This window comes from Frigidibacter sp. ROC022, from assembly GCF_024723735.1.
Classification (GTDB): Bacteria; Pseudomonadota; Alphaproteobacteria; order Rhodobacterales; family Rhodobacteraceae; genus SLM-1.
On record NZ_JANQDU010000004.1, the window covers coordinates 323873 to 349166 of the forward strand.

Genomic DNA, 25294 nt, shown 5'->3' on the forward strand with positions numbered 1-25294 from the left:
TATCCACGCCTCATCTTATTCAGACCTACGCGAAAGGATACGTCATGAAGCTCGGAACACTTGCCATCGCCGCCACCCTGGTCGGCTTCCTTGGCCAGGCGGCCGCCGCCGAAGAGTTCGAGGTGCGGATGCTCAACAAGGGCGAGAAGGGGTCGATGGTCTTCGAACCCGACCTCGTGCGGGCCCAGGTCGGCGACACGGTGAAGTTCATCCCGGTGGACAAGGGCCATGATGCCCAGTCGATCAAGGGCATGATCCCCGATGGCGCCGAGATGTTCGCCGGCAAGACCAACCAGGAGATCACCGTCACGCTCGACGTCGAAGGAGTCTACGGCGTTCGTTGCAAGCCGCATTACGGGCTTGGGATGGTCATGCTGATCGTCGCCGGCGAGCCGGTGAATCTCGAAGCGGTCGAGGCGGTGAAGACGCCGAAGAAGGCGGCCAAGGTGTTTCAGGAACTGTTCGACGAGATCGCGGCCGAATAGGCCCGATCCGACACTCAGCGGAACGGCCGGGCGATTGCCTGGCCGTTCTTTTTCGTGCCGGTTGCGGCGCAGAGTTCAGACGGGCAGGGCGACCACCTCGAACCCGCGGGCGCGCAACGTGGCAAGCTGCCGGTCGGGCATCAGGGCGGCCGCCGTCGAGAGTGCGTCCGCCAGTGCGGCGCTGTCGGCAAGGACACTGACCTGGCGCTGCACCGGCGCGACCCAGCCCCGGGCCGGGTGCAGGATGTGGCCGATCCGTCCTGCCCGGTCCAGCGGGGTGCCCAGCGGGGCCGAGGTCGCCAACCCGCGATCGCAGAGCCGCCGCTTCCCCTGAACGCCGGCGATCCGCACCGCCCAGCCCGGCCCGTCCCCTGCAGTGCCGGTGGCCAGGATTTCGCCGATATCGACGATGACATCGGTCAGCCCATGTGCCTTGAGCAGCGCCGCGATGCGGTCGGTGACATGGCCCTGGGCGATCCCGTTCAGTGTCAGCGCCATGCCGGGCCGGCCAAGCCGGATCACCGAGCCGGTCACGCTCACCCGGTCCATTCCGACCCGCGCAAGCCCGTCATGCAGGGCTTCCGGCACCACCGGCTGCCCCCCCGTCGCGGCCTTTGCATAGAGGTCGAACAGCGGCTGCACCGTGGGATCGAACAGCCCGTCGCTGCCGGCGTGGACGCCGCGGGCCAGGCCGAGAAGCTCGACCAGTTCGGGCGGTGGCATCTCCAGGACACCGTCGCGGTTCAGCCGGGCCAGAGCGCTGTCGGTCCGGTAGAGAGAAAAGATACCCTCAAGCCGTGCCAGCTCGATCTCGATGGCCGCGAAGAGCGGCCGTGCCTCGGCCTGCGACAGGTGACGAAAGCGGATTTCGGCATGGGCGCCTAGCGCCTGCCCGTGCCAGCGTGCCTCGGGGGCGCGGGCGGCCGGGGCCAGCCCCGTGGCGGCGGCCGCGGCGCCGATGAACAGCGCCCGACGGCGGGTGATCCCTGTCATTCTCCGAACTCCCCATCTGTTTCCTGGCCGACCAGCGTCTCGGGCGGACGGATCGGACCGTCTCCCGGCACGATCTGACCGTAGCCTGGCGGTATGTCTGCCCAGGCGACGACCCGGCCGCCGTGTTTGGCCGCGAATGCCTCGGCATCGGGCAACCGGCCGAACGGAATCGCTTCCGGCAGGCCCATGCCGCCGGTCTGGCGGCTGTCGATGACATAGGAGGCCGTTTCGGCGCTGATCCAGTTCGCCGGACCGGCAACAGCCCAGCTTTCCGCGGCCCCCATGTCCGAGACATAGATCACCGCGATCGGCGCCGGTTTCTCGCGGTCGTCGCGATAGGCGGCGGCATCCGAGACCTGGCTGAACCAGACGGGCTGATGATAGCCGTCCAGAAAGGCCTGTGCCTTGGGGCCGGTATGGTCGGAGAGATACATCTGGCAGTAGTGTCCCAATGCCTCGTCGGTCATCACCACCGGATCGGGCAGAGCGGCCTCGTCCTTGCAGGCGCCCAGCGACAGGGTCAGGGCCAGGATCAGCACGGTTCTCATGGTGTCAGTCTCCGGACCAGGGCGATGCCGGCGGCAAGCGCCGCCGTGACCCAGAGAAACAGTGGAACCAGTGTCGCGGCGGGCGGGATCGGCAGGGTCCTGGCGAGGCCGTCGATTCCCGCGACCGGCGCGGTGTCGAGCGACACGAGGTTGTAGAGGCGGAAGGAGTCCGCCGGATTGGCCAGGACCAGCCAGGGGAAGACGTGAGTGGTGAAGGTGCTCTCGCCCGCCGCGATGACGGCGCCCAACAGGGCGATATCGTAAAGGACCACGAAGACCAGCCAGAGACCGACGGCAAAGGCCGCCGCGGTTCCGGTGCGTGGTGTCGCGGCCGAAATTGCCAGGCCAAGCCCGACAAAGACGCCGCCGAGAACCAGGCTGGTCAGCCCGAGCCGCAGCCAGGCGATGGCCCCGGCTGCGGTCAGTCCGCCGGTGGCCGCCACGACTGTCGCCGCCGAGGCAAAGGCGATCAGGATGGCCAGACCGACCACTGCCGCCTGCCCGAGGAACTTGCCCGCGAACATCTCGCCGCGGCCCAGCGGTGTCGCCAGCGTCAGCGCCAGGGTGCCGCGCTCGACCTCTCCGGCAAAGGCGTCATAGCTGACCAGCAAGGCGATCAGCGGGATCAGATAGACCGAAAGAGTGGCCAGGCTGGCCGCTGTCAGGGTCAATGTGTCGGCCTTGACCTGCCCGGCCTGCCCGGCGGCGAACAGCGCCAGAGACAGGGCAAACAGGGTCAGCAACAGGGTCGACAGCAGCGCCCAGCGGTTGCGCCGGGCAATGCGGATTTCCTGCCCGGACGTTGCGAGGATGCGCGAGGCAGCGCTCATGTCCGGTCCTCCAGATGGGAATAATGCCGGTAGACATCGTCGAGGCCGGGCAGTTGCAGGTCGATGTCGTGCACGCCCTCTTCATTGGCAAGCCGACGGAGCAGGTCGAATTTCCCGGGGACATCGCAGCTCAGCTCGACCGAGGCGCCGTTGATCCGGGTGCCGCCGATCCTCGCGTGCAGGGTATCGGCATCATCGGGTCGGGCGGTCACACGGATCTGTGCCTTCAGCGCCGCGCGATCGGCAAGCTCGGGCAAGGTGCCCTCGGCCACCAGATGTCCCCTGGACAGGATGGCCACCCGGTCGGTGCGGCTCTCCACCTCTTCCAGCCCGTGCGACGACAGGACCACGGCCGCGCCGCGCGCCGCAACCGTGTCGATCAGGGCATAGAATTCTCCCCGCGACACCGGATCGAGGCCCGATGTCGGCTCATCCAGCAACAGCAATGACGGGGTGCCAAGCAGCGCCTGCGCCAGACCAAGCCGCTGCCGCATCCCCTTCGACCATGTGCCGACGGGGCGTCTTGCGGCATGGGCGACTCCGACCCGCTCCAGGAGCGGCATGACGGCTGCGACGGGTTCACCCTTGAGGCGGGCGAAATGGGTCAGGATCTCCAGCCCGGTGAGGGCGCGGTGAAAGGCGACGCTTTCCGGCAGATAGCTGACCGCGCGGCGGGCGGTGCTGCTGCCCGGCATCCGGCCCGCGACCGTGACCTTGCCCGACGCCGGGCTCAGAAACCCCAGCACGGCCCGGAAGAAGGTCGATTTCCCGGCGCCGTTGTGACCCAGCAAGGCCAGCTTCTCGCCCGCCGCGACCGAGAGTGTCAGCCCGTCCAGGGCGGTGAAGCCACCGAACCGGATGGTCAGGTCTTCTGCATGCAGCACGGCGTTCATCCGCGGCCTCCTTCGAGTCCGGCCACGCCGGGCGCCAGCAGCGGCGCGCTGTCGACGATGCCGCCGGGCAACAGTCCGGGAAACCTTGATTGGGACCAGCTGACCAGCTGCATCGCCGGGGCGCCCAGCAGCAGCTTGGCCATGGGCTGGGTCCAGAGCAGCTGATCCACCGCGTCATTCGGGCGATAGGGGCTGTCGGCCCGACCGTCGCCGTCGATGTCAAAGCCGACATGATCCGACCAGTAGTTGCCGGTTCCCTCCTCGGACCATTCCAGCCAGCGCGAGCCGACGTATTTGACCTGGGTCCGGTTGCCCTCGAAGGCGTTGCCGGTCAGCACGTCATCCTGGGACCCGGCGGTGAAGTGAATGCCGATCCCGCAGCCCTGGAACCTGTTGAAACGAAAGATGTCGCGGTTGGAATTGTAGACGAACAGGCATTTCTCGCCGCCGTCGCGCACCTCGTTGTGCTCCAGCACCGCCTTGTTGGCGAAATTCATGAAGAAGCCGTGGCTGCGGTCGCCCTGGCTGAGATTGCCGGTCACGATCAGCCGGGTGGAGTACATGAAGGCATAGCCCATGCCGTTGCCGGTCGAGACATTGCCGGTCACTTCCAGCTCGTTGGAATACATCGAGTGGAAGGCATAGCGCAGGTCCGAAAAGCGGTTGTTGCGGTAGACCGCCTTGTTCGAGGTGGTCACGAACACCCCGTCGCGGCCCAGAGAAATGTCGTTGTCCTCGACCAGCAGCCCCGGCGCGTTCCAGACATAGATGCCGGGGCCACGCTCGGGCACCCGCAGGTCGTCGCGGCCGCGGATCGTGTTGCCGCGCACCACCACGTCATGCGCGCCCTGCACGTCGATGCCGATCAGGTTGCCGGTCAGTCTGTTGTCTTCGATCACCGCCCCCCTGGCGGTCTTGTCCAGCGCGATGCCGCTGTCGAGCCGGTCGAGCCGGATGCCCGAATTCTCGATATCCAGCCCCCGGATGGTGACGCCCGGCGCAGTGACCCGGATCACCGTGCCTTCGCCCGGCCCCACGACATGCGCGTCTCCGGTATCGGTCAGCGTCATGGGCCGGTCGATCAGCACCGGCCCGGCGTGAAGGCCGTCCGCAAGGATCAGCACATCGCCGGGCCGGGCCCTGGCCACAGCTTGCGTCAATGCCCCCGCCGTCGCCGGAACGCGGATATCCTCCCCCGCCGCCGCGGAGGCGGCGAGGATCAGGCATCCGGTCCATGCAAGACGCAGGCGCATTGTCGTGCCCCTCCCTCAGGTGGCCTTGGGATGAACCAGCATCCGGCCGCGCATCTCCATGTGAAGCGCGTGGCAGAACCACTGGCAGTAGTACCAATGCACCCCGGGCCGGTCGGCGGTGAAGGTGACGCTGGCCGTCGCCTGCGGCCCGACCTCCATCGCGATCCCGTGGTTGCCCAGGGTGAAGCCGTGGGTCAGATCATCCACGTCATCCATGTTGGTGACATAGACCGTGACTTCGTCGCCCTGGTTGACCTCGAAACTGTCGAGGCTGAACTGCGGCGCGACCGAGTGCATCCAGACCCGCACCTTGTTGCCGTCCCGGATCACGTCGGCGGCATAGTCGATGTCGACGCCGTCGATCTCGGCCTGCCGGCGGGCCTCTTCCCACATCGGGTCCATTCTGTCGTAGATCGAGACCGGGTTGACGATGTCGGCCCGGACGATGATGCAGTCATGCGGTTCGGCAAAGGTCGGGCCGTCGTGGACCACTTCCATGCGGTCGTCGCCGATGGCGATCAGCTGGTCGTTCTCGGGCTTCAGCGGGCCGACATTCAGGAACCGGTCCTTCGAGAACTTGTTCAGCGTGACCAGATACTGGCCATCGGCCTCCAGCGTCTCGCCCATCGAGGTGTGGTTGTGCCCCGGCTGATACTGGACATCGACCTTCTCGATGATCGGGTCGGCATCGGCCCCGTCGAAGGCCTGTATTGCCTTGTCGATGTTCCATTTGACGATCTGACTGTCGAGGAACAGCGTCGTGTAGGCATTACCGCGCCCGTCGAATGCGGTGTGCAGCGGGCCCAGTCCCAGTTCCGGTTCGGCGACCACGGCGCTGCGCGGTTCGGCCCCGTCGAACAGGGCGTCGAGCTTGGTCACGTCGATGACCGTCACCGTCGGAGAGAGCTTGCCGTTGATGCAGAGATGCACCTTGTCCGGGGCCATGTTGCAGCCGTGCGGGCTGTTCCCGAGCGGGATATAGGCGGTGTATTTCGAGCCGTGCCGACCGTCGAAGACCTTGACGCCCTTGTGCTCGGTATAGTCGCCGTTGGCGATGCCCTCTTCGATGGCCCTGATGTTGAACACGACGACCCAATCCTGGTCGTTCGCGGCCATGTCGGCCAGGGTGACGCCCTCTTCCGAGTTGTAGCAGGTCGAGAAGGCCCATTTGCCTTCGTAATCGGCGTCGCAGTTGTCGAGGTTGCCATCGACGATCACCTGCCAGGCCACGTCCATCGTGTCGCCGTCGATGGCTGTGAAGATGGAGTGATACTGCGTCGGATCGTCCAGGATCATGCCGTCGTTGGGCAGCGGGATCCGGTGTTCGCCATTGGCAAAGACATAGCCGGTGCGGGGGTATTTCTGCGGCCGAAGACCGTGGATGTCCGATGTATTCGGGATCTCGATGATCTTGTCGGTCTTCATGATGTCGCAGCGAATCCGCGCGACACGGGTATTGGCCTTGTCGTTGGCAAAGATGTAGCGCCCGTCATAGGTGCCGTCGGTGAAGGACATATGCGGGTGGTGCAGGTCGCCGTTGTCGTAGGTGACGCGGCCGCGCTTGGCGAGGAATTCCCGGGTCTCGGGCAGCAGGCCCTCGGTCAGGATTTTCAGGCTCTCGTTGGTCGAGCCCCAGCCGGTGGCCGAGCAGCGGTTGAACACCGGGATGCGCATGAACTCGCGCATCGAAGGCACGCCCATGATCCGGATTTCGCCCGACTGGCCCGAGGACCAGAAGCCGTAGTAATCGTCCAGCTCGCCGGGCTTCACCTCGACAGAGCCGGCGGCCTTGGCGGGGGTGCCGCCCAGCCCGGTGAGGGCCCCGGTGCCGATCGCTCCGGCGGCAAGCGCGGTGCCGGCGGTTCCGGCGAAGAGGCCACGGCGGGTCAGGCCCTGCCTGGCCGCGGTGGTGTCTTTCGTGTCCTTGCTGTCGTCGCTCATGGTGCGAGCTCCTTCTCGGGTTTGATGTTGGGGTGGTTGACGAGATCGGGGTTCAGCCTGGCCGCGGCGACCAGATCCTTGGCGCGCCGCTTGTCCTTTGCGATCACCACCGGGCAACGGTCGTGATCGTTGTAGAGAACCTGGCAGTTCAGGCACTGGATGCATTCGTTGGGGTTGATCTCGCCGGTCGGGTGGATCGCCTCGACCGGGCAGTCGGTGGCGCAGCGCTGGCAGGGATTGCCGCATTCGCGGTAGCGCTTCAGCCAGCGGAACATGTGCAGCCGCGCCGGGATCGCCAGCCCGCCGCCCAGCGGGCAGACGTAGCGGCAATAGAACCGCTCGATGAACAGGCTCGGCGCCAGCATCGCCAGGGCAAAGAGCACATAGGGGGCCGGGCGGGCGAACTTGAGGATGATCGCGGTCTTGAACGGCTCGACCTCGGCGTAGTGCTCGGCCAGGTCCAGCGAATAGAGCGACAGGCCGAAGAGCCCGAGGAAGATGATGTATTTCACCGCCCAGAGACGCTCGTGCAGGCCCCAGGGCAGTTTGACCTGCGGGATACGGGCCAGCTTGGCGACCCGGTTCAGCAGTTCCTGGAAGGCCCCGAAGGGGCAGAGCCAGCCGCAATAGGCGCCGCGGGCCCAGAACAGCAGCGCCGCCGCCACCGCCAGCCAGAGCAGGAAGATCAGCGGGTCCATCAGGAAGGTTTCCCAACTGAAATTCGAGAAGATCGCCGAGAACACCGCAAGGATGTTCACCACCGACAGCTGGGCATTGGCGTACCAGCCGATATAGACCAGCGTGAAGGTCAGGAACGCCATCCGGAACGCCAGGAACAGGCGCGCGCGGCGAACGAAGAACTGCTGGAAGAAGAACACCATCGACAGCACGACCAGTGAACTGGACAGCACGATGATCTGCACCCGCTTGGTTTCCCAAATCCGGGCCCAGAGCGCATCGCGGTTGGTGCTGGTCGCGGCCGGCGGCGCCTCGACCCGGGGCTTCACCTCCTGCACGATCTCGCGGGTATAGGTGGCGGGGATGTCATAGCCGAGCTCGTAGCTGCGGAACTGCTTCTCGATCGGGCCGACCGCGCGGTGAACCAGGAATTGCAGCCGCCAGGATCGCGCCGGGTCGAAACCGGAGTCGGCCGGGATCACGAAGAGGTCCATCTCGTTGAAATCCGGCGCCCCGTCGGCCTCGATGCGGACCAGCCGGCGATGCTCCTTGTCGCGGAACCGATGCGAGATCTCGCCCTGTATCAGCTGGAACCGGTCGAAGATGCCCCCGCGCACATAGCCCGAGCCCTTGAACGACCAGCGCCCCGACCCGGCGATCACGATCGCCTCGTCGCCGGGCTTCAGCATCTTGAGCAGATTGGCATAGCCGTCCTCGCCCAGCACGCTGCGCCCGATCGAGGGTTCGCTGACCAGCGCGGTCCAGAGATCGACATAGGGGTCGGTTCCGGGCGGCGGTTCGGTCTCTTTCTCGGTGCGCGGATCGCCGAGCGCCGCGAAATCCGCGTTGATGGTGTCGACATCGACCACGAGATGCCGCAGCGCCCCGATACCGGCCAGGGTTTCCCAATCGGTCACCTCGCCGGCGTCGCGGTCGAGCACCCTCTTCGGGCCATTGTCGTCCACCGGGGCGAAACCGCCCAGCTTCAGGGACTGCGCTACCTTGATCCCGGCGCGCAGGATCGAGTCGTCGATGACCATGATCGTCACCGTCGCGCCCGAGACGATGTCGATGTCGTCGGCGCTGTGACTGGCCTCTGCCTCGCGCAGGTCAAGGCCGGCATATTTCTCGATGACGGCCCGGATCCTGGTCTCCGGGATGCCGACCAGCACGATGGGTTCGGAATGCTTCATCAGCCGCACGCCGGTGATGACCGCCTGGTCGGAGATTCCTGCGATGATGTGGATCGGCTTGCCGGAATAGCCGGTGGTCGGAACCCAGTCCGAGGTCAGGAAGACCCAGCCGACGATCCTGCCGCCGGCCAGGGCGGGCGCCACCGGGGCGTCATCGCGGATCGGGCCGAAGGCGTCGGCGCCCGGCACCATGTCGCCCGGCGCCACGTCCTCGATGTATTTCGACAGTACCGTATCGGCCAGCGCCGCGTTCAGCGGGGCAAGGACCGCGATGAAGAGCGACAGGGCGAATACCTGGAACGCATGGATCAGGCCCGGTTCGATGGCACGTCCTCGCTCACCCATTCCTGCGACCCCCTCGCGGTTGTTTCGCCGGGGATAACAGGAAGTCGCCGCGCAACTTTGTGCTGGCACAAACTCGGGACAGGTCGGGTCTGCGGCCTGGCCGTGCTGCCGGGTCAGGGGGGCATGTCTTGCCCGCGACGAGGGGCGTCGGGGTCAGCCCGCGCCGGGGCGCGGCGGATGGCTGGGAAAGGTCGAGCGTGTCAGAATCCGGCCCGCCCGATCGACAACGAGACGCAGGGCCTTGCCGCCGTGGAAGAAGGTCAGCCGCCAGCGCCCCTCATCCGCATCCACCCCGGCCTCGCAGCGGCTGGTGATCGCGTTGGAGCGCAGCATTTCCGGCACTTCGGCCGCGGCGATGCCGAAGGCTGTGCCGAGAACGGCGGCATCGACGACGAAATCCGGCTTGATCTGCGGGTCCGTGCTCATCGCGGCACGACGCTGCCATGCCCGGCGAGAGGCTGTATGATCTTGTTAAGATGATTGCGTGACACTTCAAAGGCGTCGGCAACCCCTGCCGTCGAGACGATCTGCCCCGGTGGCGCGGCCGGAAGTATCCGCGCCCGAAGGCCGCTATCGGTGAAACCGGTCAGGTGCATTGCGGGACCCTTGTAATAGGTATTCAGGATGTCAATTATAGCGCGGCGCACTCCGGCGCAAGCCCGAGAGAGGATAGAGCGATGAACGAGGCTCCGGTTTCCCTGACCGTCGGCGGCTCGCTCCGGCCCGAAATGACCGAGGCGATCAGCGCCCGCACCGGCCTGACCGAGGAGATGCTGCGCAGCCTCGTGCACCGGTTCTACGACAAGGTACGGCGAGACCCCGCGCTTGGCCCGATCTTCGAGGCACGGATCGGCGACTGGGGCTCGCATCTCGACAAGATGGTGGCCTTCTGGTCCTCGGTGGCCCTGATGACCGGGAAATACCACGGCGCCCCGGTTCCCAAACATGCAGGGCTTCCTGTCGGCTGGGCGCATTACGACCGCTGGCTGGCCCTGTTCCGCGAAACGACGTCCGAGGTCTGCCCGCCGGCCGGCGCGGCGCATGTGATCGAGCGGGCCGAGCGTATCGCCCGGTCGTTGCACCATGCCAGTACTGCCGCGCCGCCGCCGGATGTCGGCAGTCGCCCCGCCAGCGCCTGACATCCGGTATCTGCCCGGCGGCAACCCTGCCCGTTGCGACTTGCCGAGACCCCGGAGGGCTGCTCTAACGGTGGCAGCCGGGCGGTCGGCCTGCCGGGCTCTGCGCCAACCTGCAATGGATTCGAGGACATAGCATGACCAGTTCGGCCCCCGCCGTGCCATTCACCTGCGAAAAGCGGCCGGCCAGCAGCGCCGGCGGCATGGTGGTGACAAACCATCCGCTCGGCACAGCCGCGGGCAGCGAAATGCTGGCGGCGGGCGGCAATGCCGTGGATGCCGCCGTGGCGGCCCTTCTGACGTTGACGGTGGTCGAACCGATGATGATCGGCATCGCGGGCGGCGGCATATCCCATCTGCGGCTGGCCGATGGACGTCATACCGTGATCGACGCGCTGTCCTGCGCCGGGGCGGCGATGCATCCCGAACTCTACGAGCCGGTGTCGGACCATCCGCCGACCTACATGAACGTGCGGGATCGGCGCAACGAGATCGGCGCCTCGGCCGTGGCGGTGCCGGGCAATCTCAAGGGCTGGTGCCTGATGCACGAGCGCTACGGGCGGCTGCCCTTTGCCGACGTGGTCGAGCCGGCGATCCGCCATGCCGCGCGTGGCTTCACGGTGACCAGCTATCTGCATGGCGCCATCCACGAGAATCAGGCCGATCTGGCAATCGACCCCGAGATTTCGCGCATTCTGCTGCCCGGTGGCGCTCCGGCCGCGGCGGGCAGCCGCGTGGTCATGTCCGACTATGCCGAGAGCCTGCGCCTGATCCAGACCCAGGGTGCGGCGGCGCTCTATGACGGGCCGCTGGGGCAGGCCCTGGTGCAGCGGCTGGCCACGGGCGGTCCGGATGCCGGCTATCTGACGATGGATGACCTGGCGGCCTACAAGGCGGTCGAGCGCGATGTGATCTTCGGCAGCTACCGCGGCCATACCATCGCCGGCCCGCCGCCCCCGGCATCGTCCGGGGTGCATGTCACGCAAATGCTGAACCTGCTGGAACCGCATGACATCAAGGCCATGGGCTTTGGCAGCGCCGAGGCGCTGAACCTGCTGGCCGCGGTGATCCGGGTGGCGTTCGAAGACCGTCGCGCGGCCTCGGGCGATCCCGATTTCGTGGATGTGCCGGTCGAGCGCTACATCTCGAAGGCCTATGCCGCCGAATGCCAGGCCCGGTTGCGGCTCCCCGGTGCGCAGGGGGATGTGCCCGGCACGCACGAAAGCCGCGACACCACGCATGTGACCATCGCCGATCGTGACGGCAACATCGTCTCGGCCACCCATACGCTGAACGGTCTGTTCGGCGCCGGTTTCATGGTGCCGGGCACCGGGATCATTCCGAACAATTACATGCTGAACTACGATCCGCATCCGGGTCAGGCGATGTCCATTGCGCCGGGCAAGCGGGTGCCGACCTCGATGGCGCCGATGATCGTGCTGAAGGACGGCGCGCCGGTCCTGGCGATCGGGCTTCCTGGGGCGGTGCGCATCTTTCCCTCGGCGATGCAGGCGATCGTCAACGTGATCGACCACGGCATGACCGTGCAACAGGCGGTCGAGGCGCCGCGGCTCTGGACCCAGGGCCAGCATGTCGAACTGGAACCGGCCTATGCGGCAATGAAGCCTGCGCTCGAGGCACTGGGACACGAAGTGAACCTGGTCAAGACGATCGGCGGCGGGATGAACGCGATTGCCTTTGCCCCTGACGGCATGATGACCGGCGCGGCCTGCTGGCGTGCCGACGGGACCGTCGCGGCTCTCGGCGGCGGTCTGGCGCGGCCCGGCATCCGCTTCACGATCTGACCCCGGAATGGAGTGCAAGACCCGATGACGCGACTGGTAATGCTCGATCCCGCCACGCCCGAGAGGCTGGAACGGATCAAGCCCTTCCTGCCCGAAGGCTGGGAGATCGGCACCGCGGCGTCCCGCGCGCCGGCGGATCAACTGGCGGCGCTGGACGGGGCGAGTTTCGCGATCACCGGCGACGTGCCGGTCACGGCCGAGATGATGGCGGTGCCCGGGTTGCGAGGCGTTCACAAATGGGGCGTCGGATACGACAATATCGATTGCGAGGCGGCGCGGGCGCATGGGGTGCGGGTGCTGCGCACCACCGGGTCGAACGCGGTGGCGGTGGCCGAGACCACGCTGGGCCTGATCCTGGCGGTAAACCGCAACATCGTGCGCGGCCATGTCGGTATCCAGGCCGGAAAATGGCGCAAGTCCGAACTCTCGCCGACCTCGATGACGCTGTCGGACAAGACGGTCGGGATCATCGGCATGGGCTACATCGGCAAGGCGCTGGCCCGGCTTCTGCGCGGCTTCGGCTGCACCATCCTCTACACCAAGCGCAGCCCGCTCCCGGCCGGGGACGAGGCCGAACTGGGCGTGCGTTACGCGGAACTCGACGCGCTTTTGCAGAATGCCGATGTGGTGACGTTGAACTGCGAGTTGAACGACTCGACGCGCGGGATGATAGACGCCCGGGCGCTGGCGCTGATGAAGCCCGACGCGATCCTGGTCAATGCCGCCCGCGGCGGGGTGATGGTCGAGGCCGACCTGGCCGCGGCGCTGCGCGCCGGGAAACTGCGCGGGGCAGGGGTGGACGTCTTCGCGACCGAACCGATCGAGGAGGGCAACCCCCTGTTCGGGCTGGAGCATGTTGTTCTGACCCCGCATGTCGGCGCGATCTCGGCGGACAGTTTCGTCTCCTCGCTGACCCGGATGATCGCCAATCTTCAGGCGGTGGCCGAGGGGCGCGAGCCGAAACAGATCGACATCGTGGTCTGACCCGCCCCTGAGGGTTTCGTCCTTCCGGGACGGCTGCGCCTTGCACCGAAGCCCTTGACCCGAAATACTTTCCGCACCGGCCCCGGGGCCGTCCGAAGGTGTGGACGCAGGGGTCATCCGCCTGCAACGGGGCCGGGCGTACAGTCATTTTGTCTACTAATTCTTTCGATTGATTTCGGGGCGGATCCCGTTCGCCCTGAGGAAGCCGTGCTCGGACGGCGGTGCTCGACGCGCTGGCGCCCTGCTCGGGCAAAAGGCGCAAACGAACAGAGAAAAGCGAAAATAGTTGACGGTATGCAGAAGTAAATGAATAATCGAACGATCACGGACCACGTAGAGAGTCCGAATGGGGAGGAAAAATGACCAGAATAATCTCGGTGCTTGGCGCTTTAGCCGGCGTGGCGACACTGGCCGGAACTGCCAATGCGGAAGATCTTACGATCTGGACGCTGAACTATTCATCCGATGCGCAGGTCGCAGCGCTGGACGCCAGCGAGGCGCGGTTCGAGGCATCGCATCCGGGCGTCAATGTCGAAATCGTCAAGCGCGGTACCGACGAACACAAGACCGCGCTGCGCGTCGCGGCCGGTTCGGACACCGGCCCGGATGTCTATTTCATGTGGGCCGGTCTCGGGCTCGGCGGTGAGTATGTAAAGGCGGGTCTCAGCCTGGACCTGACCAAGTATTACGAAAAATACGGCTGGTCCGACCGCGTCTCGACGCCGTCGCTGGCCTTTGTCGAGGCCTACGGTCCCGGCATGAACGGTGCGCCCTATCGGTTCACCGGCGAGGCCGTCTACTACAACAAGTCGCTCTACGAGAAAGCCGGCATCACCTCGGAACCGCAGACCTATGAAGAACTGGTGGCGGCTGCGGAAAAGCTGAAGGAGGCGGGGATCCCGGCCTTTACCTTCGGCGGTACCGTCAACTGGCATGTCATGCGCCTGATGGATGTGCTGCTGGAAACCACCTGCGGTGCCGAAACGCATGATGCCCTGACCGGCATGACGCTCGACTGGAGCACCACGCCCTGCGCGACGGAAGCCTTCCAGGAACTCAAGATGTGGTCGGAGAACTACATTCTGTCGCCCTTCATGGGCATCGACAATCGCCAGTCCACCAGCCTGTTCCTGTCGGGCCGCGCGGCGATGATGCTGGAAGGCGACTGGCAGGTGAATGTCATCAAGGAAGGCGCCAATCTCGACGACTTTGCCGTCTATCCCTTCCCGACCGGGACGGGGCGGCTCTATGGCTTTGCCGAGTATCTCTACATCTCGACCAAATCGAAGAACCCCGATCTGGCGGCGGAGTTCCTGGACATGTTCAGTTCGACCGAGTTCCAGGAAGAGATCAAGGGGGCCTTCGGCGCGCTTTCGGTCAACAAGTCGGTGGAACTGGGCGACGACGTTCCGGATCTCTACAAGACCTGGAAAGAGATCTTCGCCACGGCCAACGGTACCTTCGTCAATGGCGATCAGGCCTTCCCGCTGGATGTCACCACGGAATATTTCCGGATCATCAACGAGGTGGCTTCGGGCAACATGGAGCCGCAGGCGGCTGCGACGGCCATGCAGGTCTTCATCAGCAATCGCTCCTGACCTGAACGAGGCCCGCGGCCATCTTTGGCTCGCGGGCCACTCTCCGACAAGGCTGTCTGCCGATGCGCAGCGCCACTGCCCAGGCTCGTCACATGTCGCGGATATCGCACCTGCAATCTCCGAGGGCTCAGGCCCTCATTCTGCTGGCGCCTGCCATTGGCATCTACACGATCTTCGCGATCTGGCCGATGATCGAGGTCGTGATCCTCAGCTTCCAGCGCTGGAACGGATTGGACGCGGACCGGGTCTGGGCCGGCCTCGAGAACTACAGATACATTTTCGCCGATGATCCGGTCTACTGGATCGCGTTCAAGAACACGGTGATCTGGACGGTGCTGTCGGTGATCTTTCCGCCCCTGGTCGGGCTGCTGCTGGCACTGGGACTGAACGAGAAGATGTTCGCGCGCGGCGCTATGCGGGCGATCTACTATCTGCCCGTCATCATCGCCCCGATCGCCGTCGCGACGATGTGGCGCTGGATGTATGACCCTTTCTTCGGTCTCTTCAACCAGATCATGACCGGCATGGGGCTGCAGGGTTGGATTCAGGACTGGCTCGGCGACCGTGACGTGGCCCTCTACTCGATGTTCATCGCCTACATCTGGCAGCATGTCGGGTTTTCGATGGTGCTGTTCCTGGCCGGGCTGCAGGGCGTCGACCGAAGCCTGGTCGAGGCAGCCCGGATCGACGGCGCAAGCCGTTGGCAGGTGTTCCGCTATGTCACGCTGCCGGCGCTGCAGGTGACGATGACCATCGTCATCGTGCTGTCCACGATTTCCTCTCTCAAGGCCTTCGACATCGTCTATGGCATGACCGGCGGGGGCCCGGCGCAATCGACCCAGATGCTGGCGATGTGGGCCTTTACCCAATCCATGCAGATATTCGACTTTGGCCGCGGTTCCGCGATTTCGGTGACCCTGCTGCTGATCACCCTGGCGGTCGTCGTGCCCTACCTGCGCTGGTCGCAGAAACGCGAGGATGCTGCCCGATGAGCGCCACGACCACCTTTGAAGAGGACAACATCACCCCGGCGCGTCGTCGCGACCCGCTGCTGGTCGTTCTCTGGGTCGCGCTGGTGACGGTGGCGGCGATCTGGGTCGCCCCCTTCGTCTTCATCACTTTCACGGCGATGAAGTCCAATAGCGACGTGATGACCACATCGGCCTTCTCGCCGCCCACCGATATCGCCTGGGAGAACTTCTCGGGGGCCTGGAAGAAAGGCAACTTTTCCAACACCTTTCTCAACAGCGTCATCATCACCGCCGTCAAGGTTCCACTGGGGTTGCTGATTTCGGCGATGGCGGCCTATGCGCTGGCCCGGATCCGGCTTCGCTGGGGCAGGTTCCTGCTGGTCTTCGTCCTGTTCGGCGCGATGATCCCGTTCCAGGTCATGCTGGCGCCTCTGTTCACCTTGGTTAACAGTCTGGGCCTGATCGATACCTATATCGGCGTGATCCTGCCCTACCTGGCCTTCGGCGTGCCTTATCAGGTCTTCATCCTGCACGGCTTCTTCCGCGCCGTCCCGAAAGAGCTGAGCGAGGCCGCGCTGATCGATGGCGCGTCGCATTTCACCGTATTCCGGCGCATCTTCCTGCCGATTTCGCTGCCGGTCCTGGCGGCGCTGCTGATCCTCGACTTCGTGGCCACCTGGAACGAATTCGCAATGGCCCTGGTGCTGCTGCAGAACAAGAACATGTGGACGCTGCCGCTGGGGCTGATGTCCTTTCAGGGCCAGTTCTCGAACAGCTACGGGCAACTCAACGCCGCCATCGTGATGACCGTCCTGCCGGCCGTCATCGTTTACCTGATCTTCCAGAGGTATTTCGTGAGCGGCCTGACGTCGGGCGCGGTGAAGGGCTAATTGTGTTAACAAAACCAAGGAGATAAACGGATGAGCCGTCAGACAATAGCGTGCTGGGACATCTATGAATTCAGCGCCCAGGGCCCGTCAGGAGGCAATCCGTTTCTTGATGTGAGCTTCGACGCCGAGTTCAGTCTGGGAAACCGGCGCATCAAGGTGCCGGGCTTCTATGACGGGGATGGCACCTACCGCGTGCGCTTTTGCCCGGACACGACGGGCGACTGGGACATGCGCACTTACTCGGATGCCGAGGAACTGGACGGGTTGACCGACGGCTTCACGGTGACCGAGGCGCGGAAAGGTGTTCACGGGCCGGTCCGGGTCCGCAACCGGTACCACTTCGCCTATGCCGATGGCACAGCCTACAAGCCCTTCGGCACCACCTGCTATGCGTGGACCCATCAGCCGCTGGAGATGCAGGCAGAGACTCTGAAGACGCTGGAAACCGCCGGCTTCAACAAGATCCGAATGGGCGTGTTTCCGAAGAGCTATCCCTACAACGCCAACCCCGCGCTGCATGCCATTTTCGAGAAGACGGGCCCGGGCGAGGCCGAGATGGACTTTGACCGGCCCAATCCCGAAGCTTTCCGCCATTTCGAGACCCAGATCGGCAAGTTGGCCGAGATGGGCATCGAGGCCGATGTCATCCTGTTCCACCCCTATGACCGCTGGGGCTATGCCGACATGTCGGCTGAACAGGATTGCCGGTTTCTCAAGTATCTGGCCGCCCGGATTTCGGCCTATCGCAACGTCTGGTGGTCGCTGGCAAACGAATATGACTTCCTGCTGAACACCAAGCCGATGGAGCTTTGGCATCGGTTCTTCCATGTTCTGGAAGAGAACGATCACCTTCAGCACCTGCGCTCGATCCACAACGGCAATCCAGCGCTGAACTACGATCACCGCCTGCCCTGGGTGACCCATGTCTGCATTCAGCATTGGGACGTGAAGCAGACCCCGCTGTGGCGTGATGCCTATGGCAAGCCGGTCATCAACGACGAGCCCGAATATGAAGGCAATCTGTACCAGAGCTGGGGGAACATATCCGCCGAAGAGCTGACCCATCGGTTCTGGATCACCACGGTTCGGGGCGGTTATGCCGGGCATGGCGAGACCTACAACGACCCCGATGACCTGATCTGGTGGGCGAAGGGCGGCAAGCTGCATGGCGAGGCCTGGAAACGGATCAAGTTCCTGCGCGAGTTGCTGGAACAGGATGTCGAACACGGGCTGGAGCCCATGGGATCATACTACGCGTTCCCATTCGGTCGTATCTCGGCGGGTATGGACGGGGAGAACGGCACCCGGTTCATCTATTTCGGCGAGCATCAGCCGGCGCGTTGGACCACCGGCCTGCCGGCCGATGGCGGAGAATACGATGTCGATCTGATTGACACCTGGGCCATGACCATCGAGCCGGCCAAGATCGTCGAAGCGCATGTGCCGCCGCCGACCCGGCATGGCAACGTCACCCGCGGTGGCGTCGCCGATGCCGATTTCGGTGTGGAACTGCCGGGCCGCCCGCGGCTCGCGCTGCGCATTCGTCCGCGTCAAACCTAGGGAGATCGCGATGGCGACGGTTCAGGTCCGGGACCTCAAGAAATCCTATGGTGCCGCCGAGGTCATCCATGGGGTCTCGATGGATATCTCGCATGGCGAGTTTGTCATACTCGTCGGCCCTTCGGGCTGCGGAAAATCCACGTTGTTGCGAATGATCGCAGGGCTGGAGGATATCTCGGGCGGCACTGTTTCGATCGGCGACCGGGTGGTCAACGCCCTGTCGCCGAAAGAACGCAACATCGCGATGGTGTTTCAGAACTACGCGCTCTATCCGCAGATGACCGTGGCGCAGAACCTGGGCTTCTCGCTGGAAATCTCAAGCGTTCCCAAGGCCACGATCCGCCAGAAGGTCGCCGATGCCGCCGAAATCCTGGGATTGACGTCCTTGCTCGACCGCAAGCCGTCGCAGCTGTCGGGCGGGCAGCGGCAGCGTGTCGCCATGGGCCGCGCCATCGTCCGTGACCCGGATGTGTTTCTGTTCGATGAACCGCTGTCGAATCTCGACGCAAAACTCCGGGTCAGGATGCGCGCCGAAATCAAGGCCCTGCATCAGCGTCTTGGCACGACCGTCGTCTATGTCACGCATGACCAGGTCGAAGCGATGACCATGGCCGACCGCATCGTGGTGCTGCGGGCCGGAAGCATCGAGCAGGTCGGGGCGCCTCTGGACCTCTATGACGAACCGGCGAACATGTTTGTTGCCGGATTCCTTGGGTCCCCGTCGATGAATTTCCTCAAGGGAGAGCTGGTGCCCGGCTCGGCGGCTCGGATGCAGCTCGAGTCCGGCGAAACGCTGGCGCTGGCGGCGCGGCCGGAAGGCGTGGTTTCAGATGTTGTTCTGGGCCTTCGGCCGCAGGACATGGCGATCGACCCCGAAAGGGGCACCCCCGCGAAGGTCATGGTCGTTGAACCGACGGGAAGCGACACGCATGTTCTGGCGATGATCGGCGATACCGAAATCGCCTGTGTCCTGGACGGGCGGCCCGGGATCGCCGCCGGCGAGATGGTGCCGCTGTCATTCGCGTCCGACAAGGTGCATTTCTTCGACCCGAAGACCGAGGCGCGCCTGACGACAACCGGCCTGAGCCGGGCCGGGGCAGGCCCGGCCTGAGCTCAGGCGCGCAGCGCCCGCCGGATTGCCGCCTGCCATTGCTCCAGGATCGCGCTGCGGTTCTCGGGCGCGCGGGGGTCGAACCGGTCCTCGTGGGTGTCCGGGTCCGGGGACAGGGCGTGGCCGATCGTCTCGAAGGCCATTGCCGCCGCGCCCATCGCCCCGATCTCGGCCAGGTCGCGGCGCAGCACGCGCCGGTCCAGCAGGTCGGCCTGCAATTGCATCAGGAATGGGTTGGCCGAGGCGCCGCCATCGGCGCGCAGCTCGTCCAGCGTCCGGCCGATGTCCCGTTCCATCGCGGTGAAGACATCCGCGACCTGCAGGGCAATCGCCTCGAAGGTCGCGCGGGCCAGATGTGCCGGCTTGCTGCCCAGCGTCAGCCCCTCGACCGATCCGGTGGCGCGGTCGTTCCAGTGCGGCGCGCCGAGGCCGGCCAGCGCCGGAACGAATGTCACGCCGCCGGAGTCCGGCACCGTTTCGGCCAGGTCCGACAGGGCGCGGGCATCGTCCAATCCCATCATCGTCGCCATGTAGGCCGCGGCCTGGGCAGAGACGGTGATGTTGCCTTCGATCGCGTGGGCGGTCCCGGCCCGCGTCGTCCAGGCGATCGTCCCCGACAATCCGTGCCGCGAGGCGATGCGCTCGGGCGTCAGGGTCATCAGGGACGAGCCGGTGCCATAGGTGGCCTTGACGATGCCGGGACCGCGAACACCGTGCCCGTAGAGCGCGGCATGGCTGTCGCCCAGCATCGCCAGGATCGGCACGCCGGCGGGAAGGGCGCAGGCGTCTTCGTCCGTCTCGCCGAAGCGGCTGTCCGAGGCCATCGGGCGCGGCAGAACCTCCAGCGGTGCGCCGAAGATGCGGCCCAACTCGGCGTCCCATTCCAGCGTCTCGGTATTGAACAGCTGGGTGCGCGAGGCGTTCGAATGGTCGGTGGCGAAACTCTTGCCGCCGGTCAGGTTCCACAGCAGCCAGGAGTCGACGGTGCCGGCACGCAGCTTTCCCGCCTGAAGCAGGGCCGCGGCCTCGGGGACTTCCCGCACCACCCATGCCAGCTTGCTGGCCGGAAACAGCGGGTTGATCGCCAGGCCGGTGGCGGCCTCGACCACCGGGTTCATTCCGCCCGAATGCAGCGCGGCGCAGGCTTCGGCGGTGCGGCGGCATTGCCAGAGGATCGCGGGGGCGGCCGGGGCGCCGGTCTCGGCATCCCAGGTCACCAATGTCTCGCGCTGGTTGGCAATCGCGATCCCGGCAACCTCGACCCCGGGTTGCTGGCGCAGGAGATCCGCGATGACCGTCTGCACGCTCTGCCAGATCTCCAGCGCCGATTGCTGGGCCCAGCCCGGTGCCGGGTAGTCCGAGGCCAGCGGTGCCGAGGCGCGGGCCAGAACCGTTCCATCGGCCGAGACCAGCAATGCCTTCGAGTTCGTGGTCCCCTGGTCGATGGCCAGAATGCAGGGGCTGCCCATGTCAGGCCTTCCGGGACAGGGCGCGGCGGGCGGCGGCGGCAATGCCGCTGGCGCTCAACCCGAAATGGTCGAACAGCCATTCGACCGATCCGGTCGGCACAAAGCCCGGAAAACCGACCATCTCGATCGGCACCGGTTGGTTGCGGCTGGTCAGCTCGGCCACCGCGCCGCCCAGGCCGCCGCGCACGCTGGCTTCTTCGACGGTGACGATTGCGCCGGTCTTGGCAGCCGCCAGCACGGCCTCTTCATCCAGCGGGTTGATCGTGGCCATGTTCAGAACCCGCGCCTCGATCCCTTCACCGGCCAGCGCCTCGGCTGCCGCCAGTGCCAGGTGGACGGTGGTTCCGCAGGCGATGATCGCGACATGGCCGCCGGTCCGCAGGGTTTCGGCCTTGCCGACCCGGAACTCGCGGTTCGGCCGGGACAGTTCCGGCACCGGCATCCGGCTGACGCGGATGAAGACCGGCCCTTCATGCGCCGCCGCCCAACGCACCGCCTCGGAGGTTTCCCAGGGGTCGGAGGGCACGATCAGTGTCAGGTTGTTGAGCACCCGCAGCCAGGCCAGATCCTCGATCGAGTGATGCGTCGGGCCGAGCTCGCCATAGGCGATCCCCGAGGATTGGCCGACCAGCTTCACATTGTAGTTGGAATAGGCCACATCCGCCTTGATCTGCTCCAGCGCCCGCCCGGTCAGAAAGCAGGAGGCACCCGAGACAAAGGGGATGCGCCCGCCGTTCGCCAACCCGGCGCCGACGCCGACCATGGTCTGTTCGGCGATGCCGACATTGATCAGCCGGTCGGGAAAGGCCTTCTGGAACCCGCCCAGCTTGGACGAGCCGACCGAGTCGTTGACCACCGCGACGATCCGCGGATCGGCGGCGGCCAGCTCCTCGAGCGTCTGCACGAATGCATTGCGACAGTCGAAGGTGGCGGCTGGTTTGGGTGCGGGGTCGGCCATCAGACCAGCTCCTCCATCGCGATGTTGAACTGCTCGGTATTGGGAATGCCGTGGTGCCATGACGCCTGGTTCTCCATGAAGGACACGCCCTTTCCCTTGACGGTATTGGCGATCACGCAAAGCGGCTTTTCCCGGGCCCCCACGGGCGCGCCCAACACATCCAGAAGCGCGGCATGGTCGTGACCATCCACCATTTCGACATGCCAGCCAAAGGCGCGGAACTTGTCGTCCAGCGGGTCCAGGCCGTTGGTTGCCTCGGTCTCGGCGCCCTGCTGCAGCCGGTTGCGATCGACGATCAGGGTCAGGTTGCGCAGCTTGCGGTGCCCGGCGGTCATCGCGGATTCCCAGTTCGAGCCTTCCTGCAATTCGCCGTCCCCGGTCAGCACATAGGTCCGATAGCCGGCGCCGGTGACCTGGCCCGCGATCGCGATTCCGGTGGCCACCGGCACGCCGTGCCCCAACGGGCCGGTATTGGTCTCGACCCCCGGCAGGTAGTTGCGGTTCGGGTGCCCGTTCAGCATCGATTCCGGTTGCATGTAGCTGTTCAGCCAGTCCTCGGGAAAATAGCCCGCCGCTGCCAGCGCCGTGTAGAGCGCCCCGGTGGCATGGCCTTTCGACATGATGAAGCGGTCGCGCCCTTCCCAGGCAGGCTGGGCCGGATCGTAGCGCAGAACCCCGAAATACAGCGTTGCCAATGTGTCGATGGCCGAGAAGTCGCCGCCGGGGTGGCCCAGTCGCGCCTCATAGACCATGCGAAAGGCCCGGCGGCGCATCCAGAGCGCCTTTTCCCGGATCATCGGCAGCGGATCGTTCGGATGCGTCACGGTCGAATGTTGAGACGTCATGGCATTATCCCTCATCAGAACCGACGCGGCATGGTCAACTCGGGGTCCGGTTCGATGCCATGGGCATAGATCGGCCAGCCGAGATAGCGGGTCACGGCCTCGTTGACGACATCGGCATGATGTCCGCGCACCATGGCGACGTGATGCTCGAACCCGTTTTGCGTGATGAAGCGCATCAACTGGCGCAGGCGGTCCACCTTGGTGACGGCGATACCACCATCCATCGGGAAGGGATCGTCGGTGAACTCACCCTCTCCCAGATAGCATTTGAGGGCGCCGGCCCGGTCGTCGGAGGACAGCCGGAAGTAGGTCATCGGACCCGACTTCACCTTGCCCTTGACCGCGCCGAAGCATTTCGAGCGCCCGATGGTCTCGCCCAGCACGTCCAGTTCGCCGATTTCGGGCGAGTCACCGATGAAGCTCTTCGGGAAGTTGCCGCAATGGGTGCAGACGCATTTGTCGGCGTCGCTGCCGTAGTTGTTGTTCCAGTCCAGGATCGCCGGCGGTGCGCCCGAGGCCAGGGCCAGCGCATACATCGAGACGGCGCCCATGATATCGACCTCGCAGGCCGAGGGCATCAGTTCCTCACCCATCATCGACATCGTGACGCAGGTAGCGCAGCCGAAGTTGTCCTGAAGGCTGCGCCAGCACTGGATCGCACTTGCGTCGCATTCGTTCTCTTCGATCCAGCGATTCACCGCGAGGGTCCATTTCGCCTGGCGCGTGATCTGCTCGGGCTGGATATGGGCCGGGATCGTTCCATAGGCCTTGATCCGTTCCATCTTCTCGATCATCGCCGGGTCGGTATCGGAAATCGCCTCGGCCGCCCCCATCATTTCTGACAGGTCCACCGTCACCACGGTGATCCCGGCCGCCTGCAGCAGCTTCTCGCTGTAACGCATGGTCTGGAACGCGCCGGTCCGCGCCCCGATCGCGCCGAGCCGCGCCCCGGTCAGCCCGCGCACGGTGCGGCAGACCCTTGCAAACCGCTCCAGATCGGCGCCGAATTCGGCGCTGTCGGTGTCGCAGGTGTGGTTGGTCGTCTCGGTGAACGGGACCCCGTATTGCCAGAAATTGTTGCTGACCGACAGCTTGCCGCAGAAGGCGTCGCGGCGTTCGTGCACCGAGACCTTGTCGATCTCGTCATTGCTGGCCTGCAGCAGGATCGGCACGTTCAGCTTGGCGCGATTGACCAGTTCGGCCACCGCGATCTCGTCGCCGAAATTCGGCAGGCAGATCACCAGCCCGTCGATTCGGTCACGATGCGCCTTGAAGTGGTCTGCATAGAGCTGTGCGTCAGGGATCGACTGCACGGCGCCGTTGACCGTCGCTTCGAAGGGGAGCGTCACGGCGTCGATTCCCAGTCTCTCGAGATGGGCAAGAACATCCTCGCGCGCCTGGCGGCATGGTGCGCCGTTGAAAAAGGCACGGCTGCCGATAACCACACCCAATGTGACTTTGCGGCGAATGGTCAGCGCCATAGGTCCTCCCTCCCTGGATAGGCGAAACATTCGGTCAGGCTTGGCGCTGCCAAAGTTCCGTTCGTTTTCGTATATTATCGTATATAGAGGTTTTTTCGGACAGGCAACCACCTCATCGCGGCCGATTTGTCACCCGGAAATCACGGGCCATGTCGCGGGCCGAGCTGCTACGAAGCTTTGTTTTATTGGCCGTTTCGGGAGCCGGCGCCCGGGGACGGGGGGAATCAAACCGATTTGGAAGTTTCCCTGACAAAGCGAATTTACTTGACACCAAACGAAAGTGCTCGCCAACATATGGCCGGAGGAACCGTGCCCAATCCGAGCACGGCCACGATCTGGGAGGATTTCATGAATTTCAAGCGCCGCCTACTTCTGTCTGCAATCGCGGTGACCGTATCGGGCGCGATGCCCCTGATGGCCAGTGCCGCAGACCTGATCGCAATCATCACCCCCGGCCATGACAACCCGTTCTTCAAGGCCGAGGCCGACGGTGCCGATGCCCGCGCCAAGGAGCTGGGCTACGAAACGCTGGTTCTGGTGCATGACGATGACGCCAACAAGCAGGCCGAACTGATCGACAGCGCCATCGCTGCCGGGGCCAAGGCGATCATCCTGGACAACGCCGGTGCCGACGCTTCGGTCGCCGCGGTCCAGAAGGCCAAGGATGCCGGCATCCCGTCGTTCCTGATCGACCGCGAGATCACCAAGAGCGGTGTCGCGGTCAGCCAGATCGTCTCGAACAACTATCAGGGCGCACAGCTGGGCGCCGAAGAGTTCGTCAAGCTGATGGGTGAAGAGGGCGAATACGCCGAACTGGTCGGCAAGGAATCGGATACCAACGCCAAGATCCGCTCGTCCGGCTATCACGACATCATCGACCAGTATCCGGACCTCAAGATGGTCGCCCAGCAATCGGCGAACTGGTCGCAGACCGAAGCCTACACGATCATGGAAACGGTCCTGCAGGCCAATCCCAACATCAAGGGGGTGATCTCGGGCAATGACACGATGGCGATGGGCGCTTGGGCCGCGCTGGAGGCCGCGGGCCGGACCGATGTGATCGTCGTCGGATTTGACGGATCGAACGACGTGCGCGATTCGATCCTGAAGGGCGGCATCAAGGCGACGGTGTTGCAGCCCGCCTATCGGCAGGCCCAGTTGGCGGTCGAACAGGCCGACCAATACATCAAGACCGGCTCGACCGGGCTTGAGGAAAAGCAACTCATGGACTGCGTTCTGGTAAATGGTGACAACGCCGGGAAGCTCGAAACTTTCGCGTTGAGCGAGTAAGCGCAGAAGGTCGGACCCGCACTTGCTCCCTTGTGCG

Annotated in this window: 22 protein-coding genes; 10 read left to right on the top strand and 12 right to left on the bottom strand. The window is 65.0% G+C overall.

From position 1 onward, the window contains the following. Positions 1 to 44: 44 nt before the first annotated feature. Positions 45 to 485, top strand: coding sequence for a pseudoazurin (locus NUW50_RS17550; RefSeq protein ID WP_258290463.1), 441 nt, complete (start codon positions 45 to 47; stop codon positions 483 to 485). A 75-nt stretch (positions 486 to 560) separates the two neighbouring features. On the opposite strand, the gene NUW50_RS17555 is transcribed toward NUW50_RS17550, so the two are convergent. The 8 genes from NUW50_RS17555 to NUW50_RS17590 form a co-directional block, all read right to left on the bottom strand. Continuing rightward, complete coding sequence (locus tag NUW50_RS17555) at positions 561 to 1478, bottom strand: FAD:protein FMN transferase (protein ID WP_258290464.1); 918 nt, start codon at positions 1476 to 1478, stop codon at positions 561 to 563. Next, positions 1475 to 2026: a nitrous oxide reductase accessory protein NosL gene (locus NUW50_RS17560; protein ID WP_258290465.1), complete on the bottom strand. Its 552-nt coding sequence runs from the start codon at positions 2024 to 2026 to the stop codon at positions 1475 to 1477. Before NUW50_RS17560 ends, NUW50_RS17555 begins: the two co-directional genes overlap by 4 nt. Then, positions 2023 to 2856, bottom strand: coding sequence for an ABC transporter permease (locus NUW50_RS17565; protein WP_258290466.1), 834 nt, complete (start codon positions 2854 to 2856; stop codon positions 2023 to 2025). The genes NUW50_RS17560 and NUW50_RS17565 overlap by 4 nt, the downstream gene beginning before the upstream one ends. Further along, positions 2853 to 3749: an ABC transporter ATP-binding protein gene (locus tag NUW50_RS17570; RefSeq protein ID WP_258290467.1), complete on the bottom strand. Its 897-nt coding sequence runs from the start codon at positions 3747 to 3749 to the stop codon at positions 2853 to 2855. Before NUW50_RS17570 ends, NUW50_RS17565 begins: the two co-directional genes overlap by 4 nt. Then, on the bottom strand, positions 3746 to 5002 hold the full coding sequence (locus tag NUW50_RS17575) for a nitrous oxide reductase family maturation protein NosD (RefSeq protein ID WP_258290468.1): 1257 nt from the start codon (positions 5000 to 5002) through the stop codon (positions 3746 to 3748). Before NUW50_RS17575 ends, NUW50_RS17570 begins: the two co-directional genes overlap by 4 nt. A gap of 15 nt (positions 5003 to 5017) precedes the next feature. Beyond that, positions 5018 to 6943 carry a TAT-dependent nitrous-oxide reductase gene (gene nosZ / locus NUW50_RS17580; protein ID WP_258290469.1) on the bottom strand — a complete coding sequence of 642 codons (1926 nt, stop codon included), beginning with the start codon at positions 6941 to 6943 and terminating at the stop codon, positions 5018 to 5020. Continuing rightward, entirely contained in the window at positions 6940 to 9159 is a 2220-nt protein-coding gene (locus NUW50_RS17585; protein ID WP_258290470.1) for a NosR/NirI family protein, read from the bottom strand. The genes nosZ and NUW50_RS17585 overlap by 4 nt, the downstream gene beginning before the upstream one ends. 153 nt (positions 9160 to 9312) lie before the next feature. Beyond that, a complete protein-coding gene (locus NUW50_RS17590; RefSeq protein WP_258290471.1) occupies positions 9313 to 9585 on the bottom strand; it encodes a DUF6522 family protein in 273 nt (90 codons plus the stop codon). A gap of 251 nt (positions 9586 to 9836) precedes the next feature. Between NUW50_RS17590 and NUW50_RS17595 the strand changes: the two genes are divergently transcribed. The 8 genes from NUW50_RS17595 (at position 9837) to NUW50_RS17630 (ending at position 19214) form a co-directional block, all read left to right on the top strand. After that, on the top strand, positions 9837 to 10298 hold the full coding sequence (locus tag NUW50_RS17595) for a group III truncated hemoglobin (protein WP_258290472.1): 462 nt from the start codon (positions 9837 to 9839) through the stop codon (positions 10296 to 10298). Between the two features lie 134 nt (positions 10299 to 10432). Next, positions 10433 to 12100 (top strand): gamma-glutamyltransferase, encoded by a 1668-nt coding sequence (gene ggt, locus NUW50_RS17600; protein ID WP_258290473.1) that lies wholly within the window; start codon positions 10433 to 10435, stop codon positions 12098 to 12100. 24 nt (positions 12101 to 12124) lie between these two features. Next, a complete protein-coding gene (locus tag NUW50_RS17605) occupies positions 12125 to 13084 on the top strand; it encodes a 2-hydroxyacid dehydrogenase (protein ID WP_258290474.1) in 960 nt (319 codons plus the stop codon). A gap of 359 nt (positions 13085 to 13443) precedes the next feature. Beyond that, positions 13444 to 14682 carry an ABC transporter substrate-binding protein gene (locus NUW50_RS17610; protein ID WP_258290475.1) on the top strand — a complete coding sequence of 413 codons (1239 nt, stop codon included), beginning with the start codon at positions 13444 to 13446 and terminating at the stop codon, positions 14680 to 14682. Positions 14683 to 14744: 62 nt separating this feature from the next. Further along, positions 14745 to 15674: a carbohydrate ABC transporter permease gene (locus NUW50_RS17615; RefSeq protein WP_258290476.1), complete on the top strand. Its 930-nt coding sequence runs from the start codon at positions 14745 to 14747 to the stop codon at positions 15672 to 15674. Next, positions 15671 to 16543, top strand: a complete 873-nt coding sequence (locus NUW50_RS17620; protein WP_258290477.1) for a carbohydrate ABC transporter permease — start codon at positions 15671 to 15673, stop codon at positions 16541 to 16543. The genes NUW50_RS17615 and NUW50_RS17620 overlap by 4 nt, the downstream gene beginning before the upstream one ends. 30 nt (positions 16544 to 16573) lie before the next feature. Then, complete coding sequence (locus tag NUW50_RS17625) at positions 16574 to 18103, top strand: DUF5060 domain-containing protein (protein ID WP_258290478.1); 1530 nt, start codon at positions 16574 to 16576, stop codon at positions 18101 to 18103. Between the two features lie 10 nt (positions 18104 to 18113). Next, complete coding sequence (locus NUW50_RS17630; protein ID WP_258290479.1) at positions 18114 to 19214, top strand: ABC transporter ATP-binding protein; 1101 nt, start codon at positions 18114 to 18116, stop codon at positions 19212 to 19214. Positions 19215 to 19216: 2 nt separating this feature from the next. Here the strand turns inward: NUW50_RS17630 and NUW50_RS17635 are convergent, their stop codons facing one another. From NUW50_RS17635 to NUW50_RS17650, 4 genes are read right to left on the bottom strand one after another with little or no spacing between them, the layout of a single operon-like run. Then, entirely contained in the window at positions 19217 to 20683 is a 1467-nt protein-coding gene (locus tag NUW50_RS17635; protein WP_258290480.1) for an FGGY-family carbohydrate kinase, read from the bottom strand. A 1-nt stretch (position 20684) separates the two neighbouring features. Then, complete coding sequence (locus NUW50_RS17640) at positions 20685 to 21641, bottom strand: transketolase family protein (RefSeq protein ID WP_258290481.1); 957 nt, start codon at positions 21639 to 21641, stop codon at positions 20685 to 20687. After that, positions 21641 to 22486, bottom strand: a complete 846-nt coding sequence (locus NUW50_RS17645; RefSeq protein ID WP_258290482.1) for a transketolase — start codon at positions 22484 to 22486, stop codon at positions 21641 to 21643. The genes NUW50_RS17640 and NUW50_RS17645 overlap by 1 nt, the downstream gene beginning before the upstream one ends. A 14-nt stretch (positions 22487 to 22500) precedes the next feature. Next, entirely contained in the window at positions 22501 to 23967 is a 1467-nt protein-coding gene (locus NUW50_RS17650; RefSeq protein WP_258290483.1) for an L-fucose/L-arabinose isomerase family protein, read from the bottom strand. Between the two features lie 348 nt (positions 23968 to 24315). On the opposite strand from NUW50_RS17650, the gene NUW50_RS17655 reads away from it, so the two are divergent. Next, positions 24316 to 25257 (top strand): D-ribose ABC transporter substrate-binding protein, encoded by a 942-nt coding sequence (locus NUW50_RS17655; protein ID WP_258290626.1) that lies wholly within the window; start codon positions 24316 to 24318, stop codon positions 25255 to 25257. The last annotated feature ends 37 nt before the right edge of the window (positions 25258 to 25294 follow it).

Bases quoted from the DNA above. Each gene is read 5' to 3' on its own strand.
- ggt (WP_258290473.1), top strand. From the start codon at position 10,433: ATGACCAGTTCGGCCCCCGCCGTGCCATTCACCTGCGAAAAGCGGCCG.
- NUW50_RS17615 (WP_258290476.1), top strand. From the start codon at position 14,745: ATGCGCAGCGCCACTGCCCAGGCTCGTCACATGTCGCGGATATCGCAC.
- NUW50_RS17595 (WP_258290472.1), top strand. From the start codon at position 9,837: ATGAACGAGGCTCCGGTTTCCCTGACCGTCGGCGGCTCGCTCCGGCCC.
- NUW50_RS17635 (WP_258290480.1), bottom strand. From the start codon at position 20,683: ATGGGCAGCCCCTGCATTCTGGCCATCGACCAGGGGACCACGAACTCG.
- NUW50_RS17575 (WP_258290468.1), bottom strand. From the start codon at position 5,002: ATGCGCCTGCGTCTTGCATGGACCGGATGCCTGATCCTCGCCGCCTCC.
- NUW50_RS17605 (WP_258290474.1), top strand. From the start codon at position 12,125: ATGACGCGACTGGTAATGCTCGATCCCGCCACGCCCGAGAGGCTGGAA.
- NUW50_RS17555 (WP_258290464.1), bottom strand. From the start codon at position 1,478: ATGACAGGGATCACCCGCCGTCGGGCGCTGTTCATCGGCGCCGCGGCC.
- NUW50_RS17620 (WP_258290477.1), top strand. From the start codon at position 15,671: ATGAGCGCCACGACCACCTTTGAAGAGGACAACATCACCCCGGCGCGT.
- NUW50_RS17570 (WP_258290467.1), bottom strand. From the start codon at position 3,749: ATGAACGCCGTGCTGCATGCAGAAGACCTGACCATCCGGTTCGGTGGC.
- NUW50_RS17610 (WP_258290475.1), top strand. From the start codon at position 13,444: ATGACCAGAATAATCTCGGTGCTTGGCGCTTTAGCCGGCGTGGCGACA.
- NUW50_RS17590 (WP_258290471.1), bottom strand. From the start codon at position 9,585: ATGAGCACGGACCCGCAGATCAAGCCGGATTTCGTCGTCGATGCCGCC.
- NUW50_RS17585 (WP_258290470.1), bottom strand. From the start codon at position 9,159: ATGGGTGAGCGAGGACGTGCCATCGAACCGGGCCTGATCCATGCGTTC.
- NUW50_RS17625 (WP_258290478.1), top strand. From the start codon at position 16,574: ATGAGCCGTCAGACAATAGCGTGCTGGGACATCTATGAATTCAGCGCC.
- NUW50_RS17640 (WP_258290481.1), bottom strand. From the start codon at position 21,641: ATGGCCGACCCCGCACCCAAACCAGCCGCCACCTTCGACTGTCGCAAT.
- nosZ (WP_258290469.1), bottom strand. From the start codon at position 6,943: ATGAGCGACGACAGCAAGGACACGAAAGACACCACCGCGGCCAGGCAG.
- NUW50_RS17645 (WP_258290482.1), bottom strand. From the start codon at position 22,486: ATGACGTCTCAACATTCGACCGTGACGCATCCGAACGATCCGCTGCCG.
- NUW50_RS17630 (WP_258290479.1), top strand. From the start codon at position 18,114: ATGGCGACGGTTCAGGTCCGGGACCTCAAGAAATCCTATGGTGCCGCC.
- NUW50_RS17650 (WP_258290483.1), bottom strand. From the start codon at position 23,967: ATGGCGCTGACCATTCGCCGCAAAGTCACATTGGGTGTGGTTATCGGC.
- NUW50_RS17655 (WP_258290626.1), top strand. From the start codon at position 24,316: ATGAATTTCAAGCGCCGCCTACTTCTGTCTGCAATCGCGGTGACCGTA.
- NUW50_RS17560 (WP_258290465.1), bottom strand. From the start codon at position 2,026: ATGAGAACCGTGCTGATCCTGGCCCTGACCCTGTCGCTGGGCGCCTGC.
- NUW50_RS17565 (WP_258290466.1), bottom strand. From the start codon at position 2,856: ATGAGCGCTGCCTCGCGCATCCTCGCAACGTCCGGGCAGGAAATCCGC.
- NUW50_RS17550 (WP_258290463.1), top strand. From the start codon at position 45: ATGAAGCTCGGAACACTTGCCATCGCCGCCACCCTGGTCGGCTTCCTT.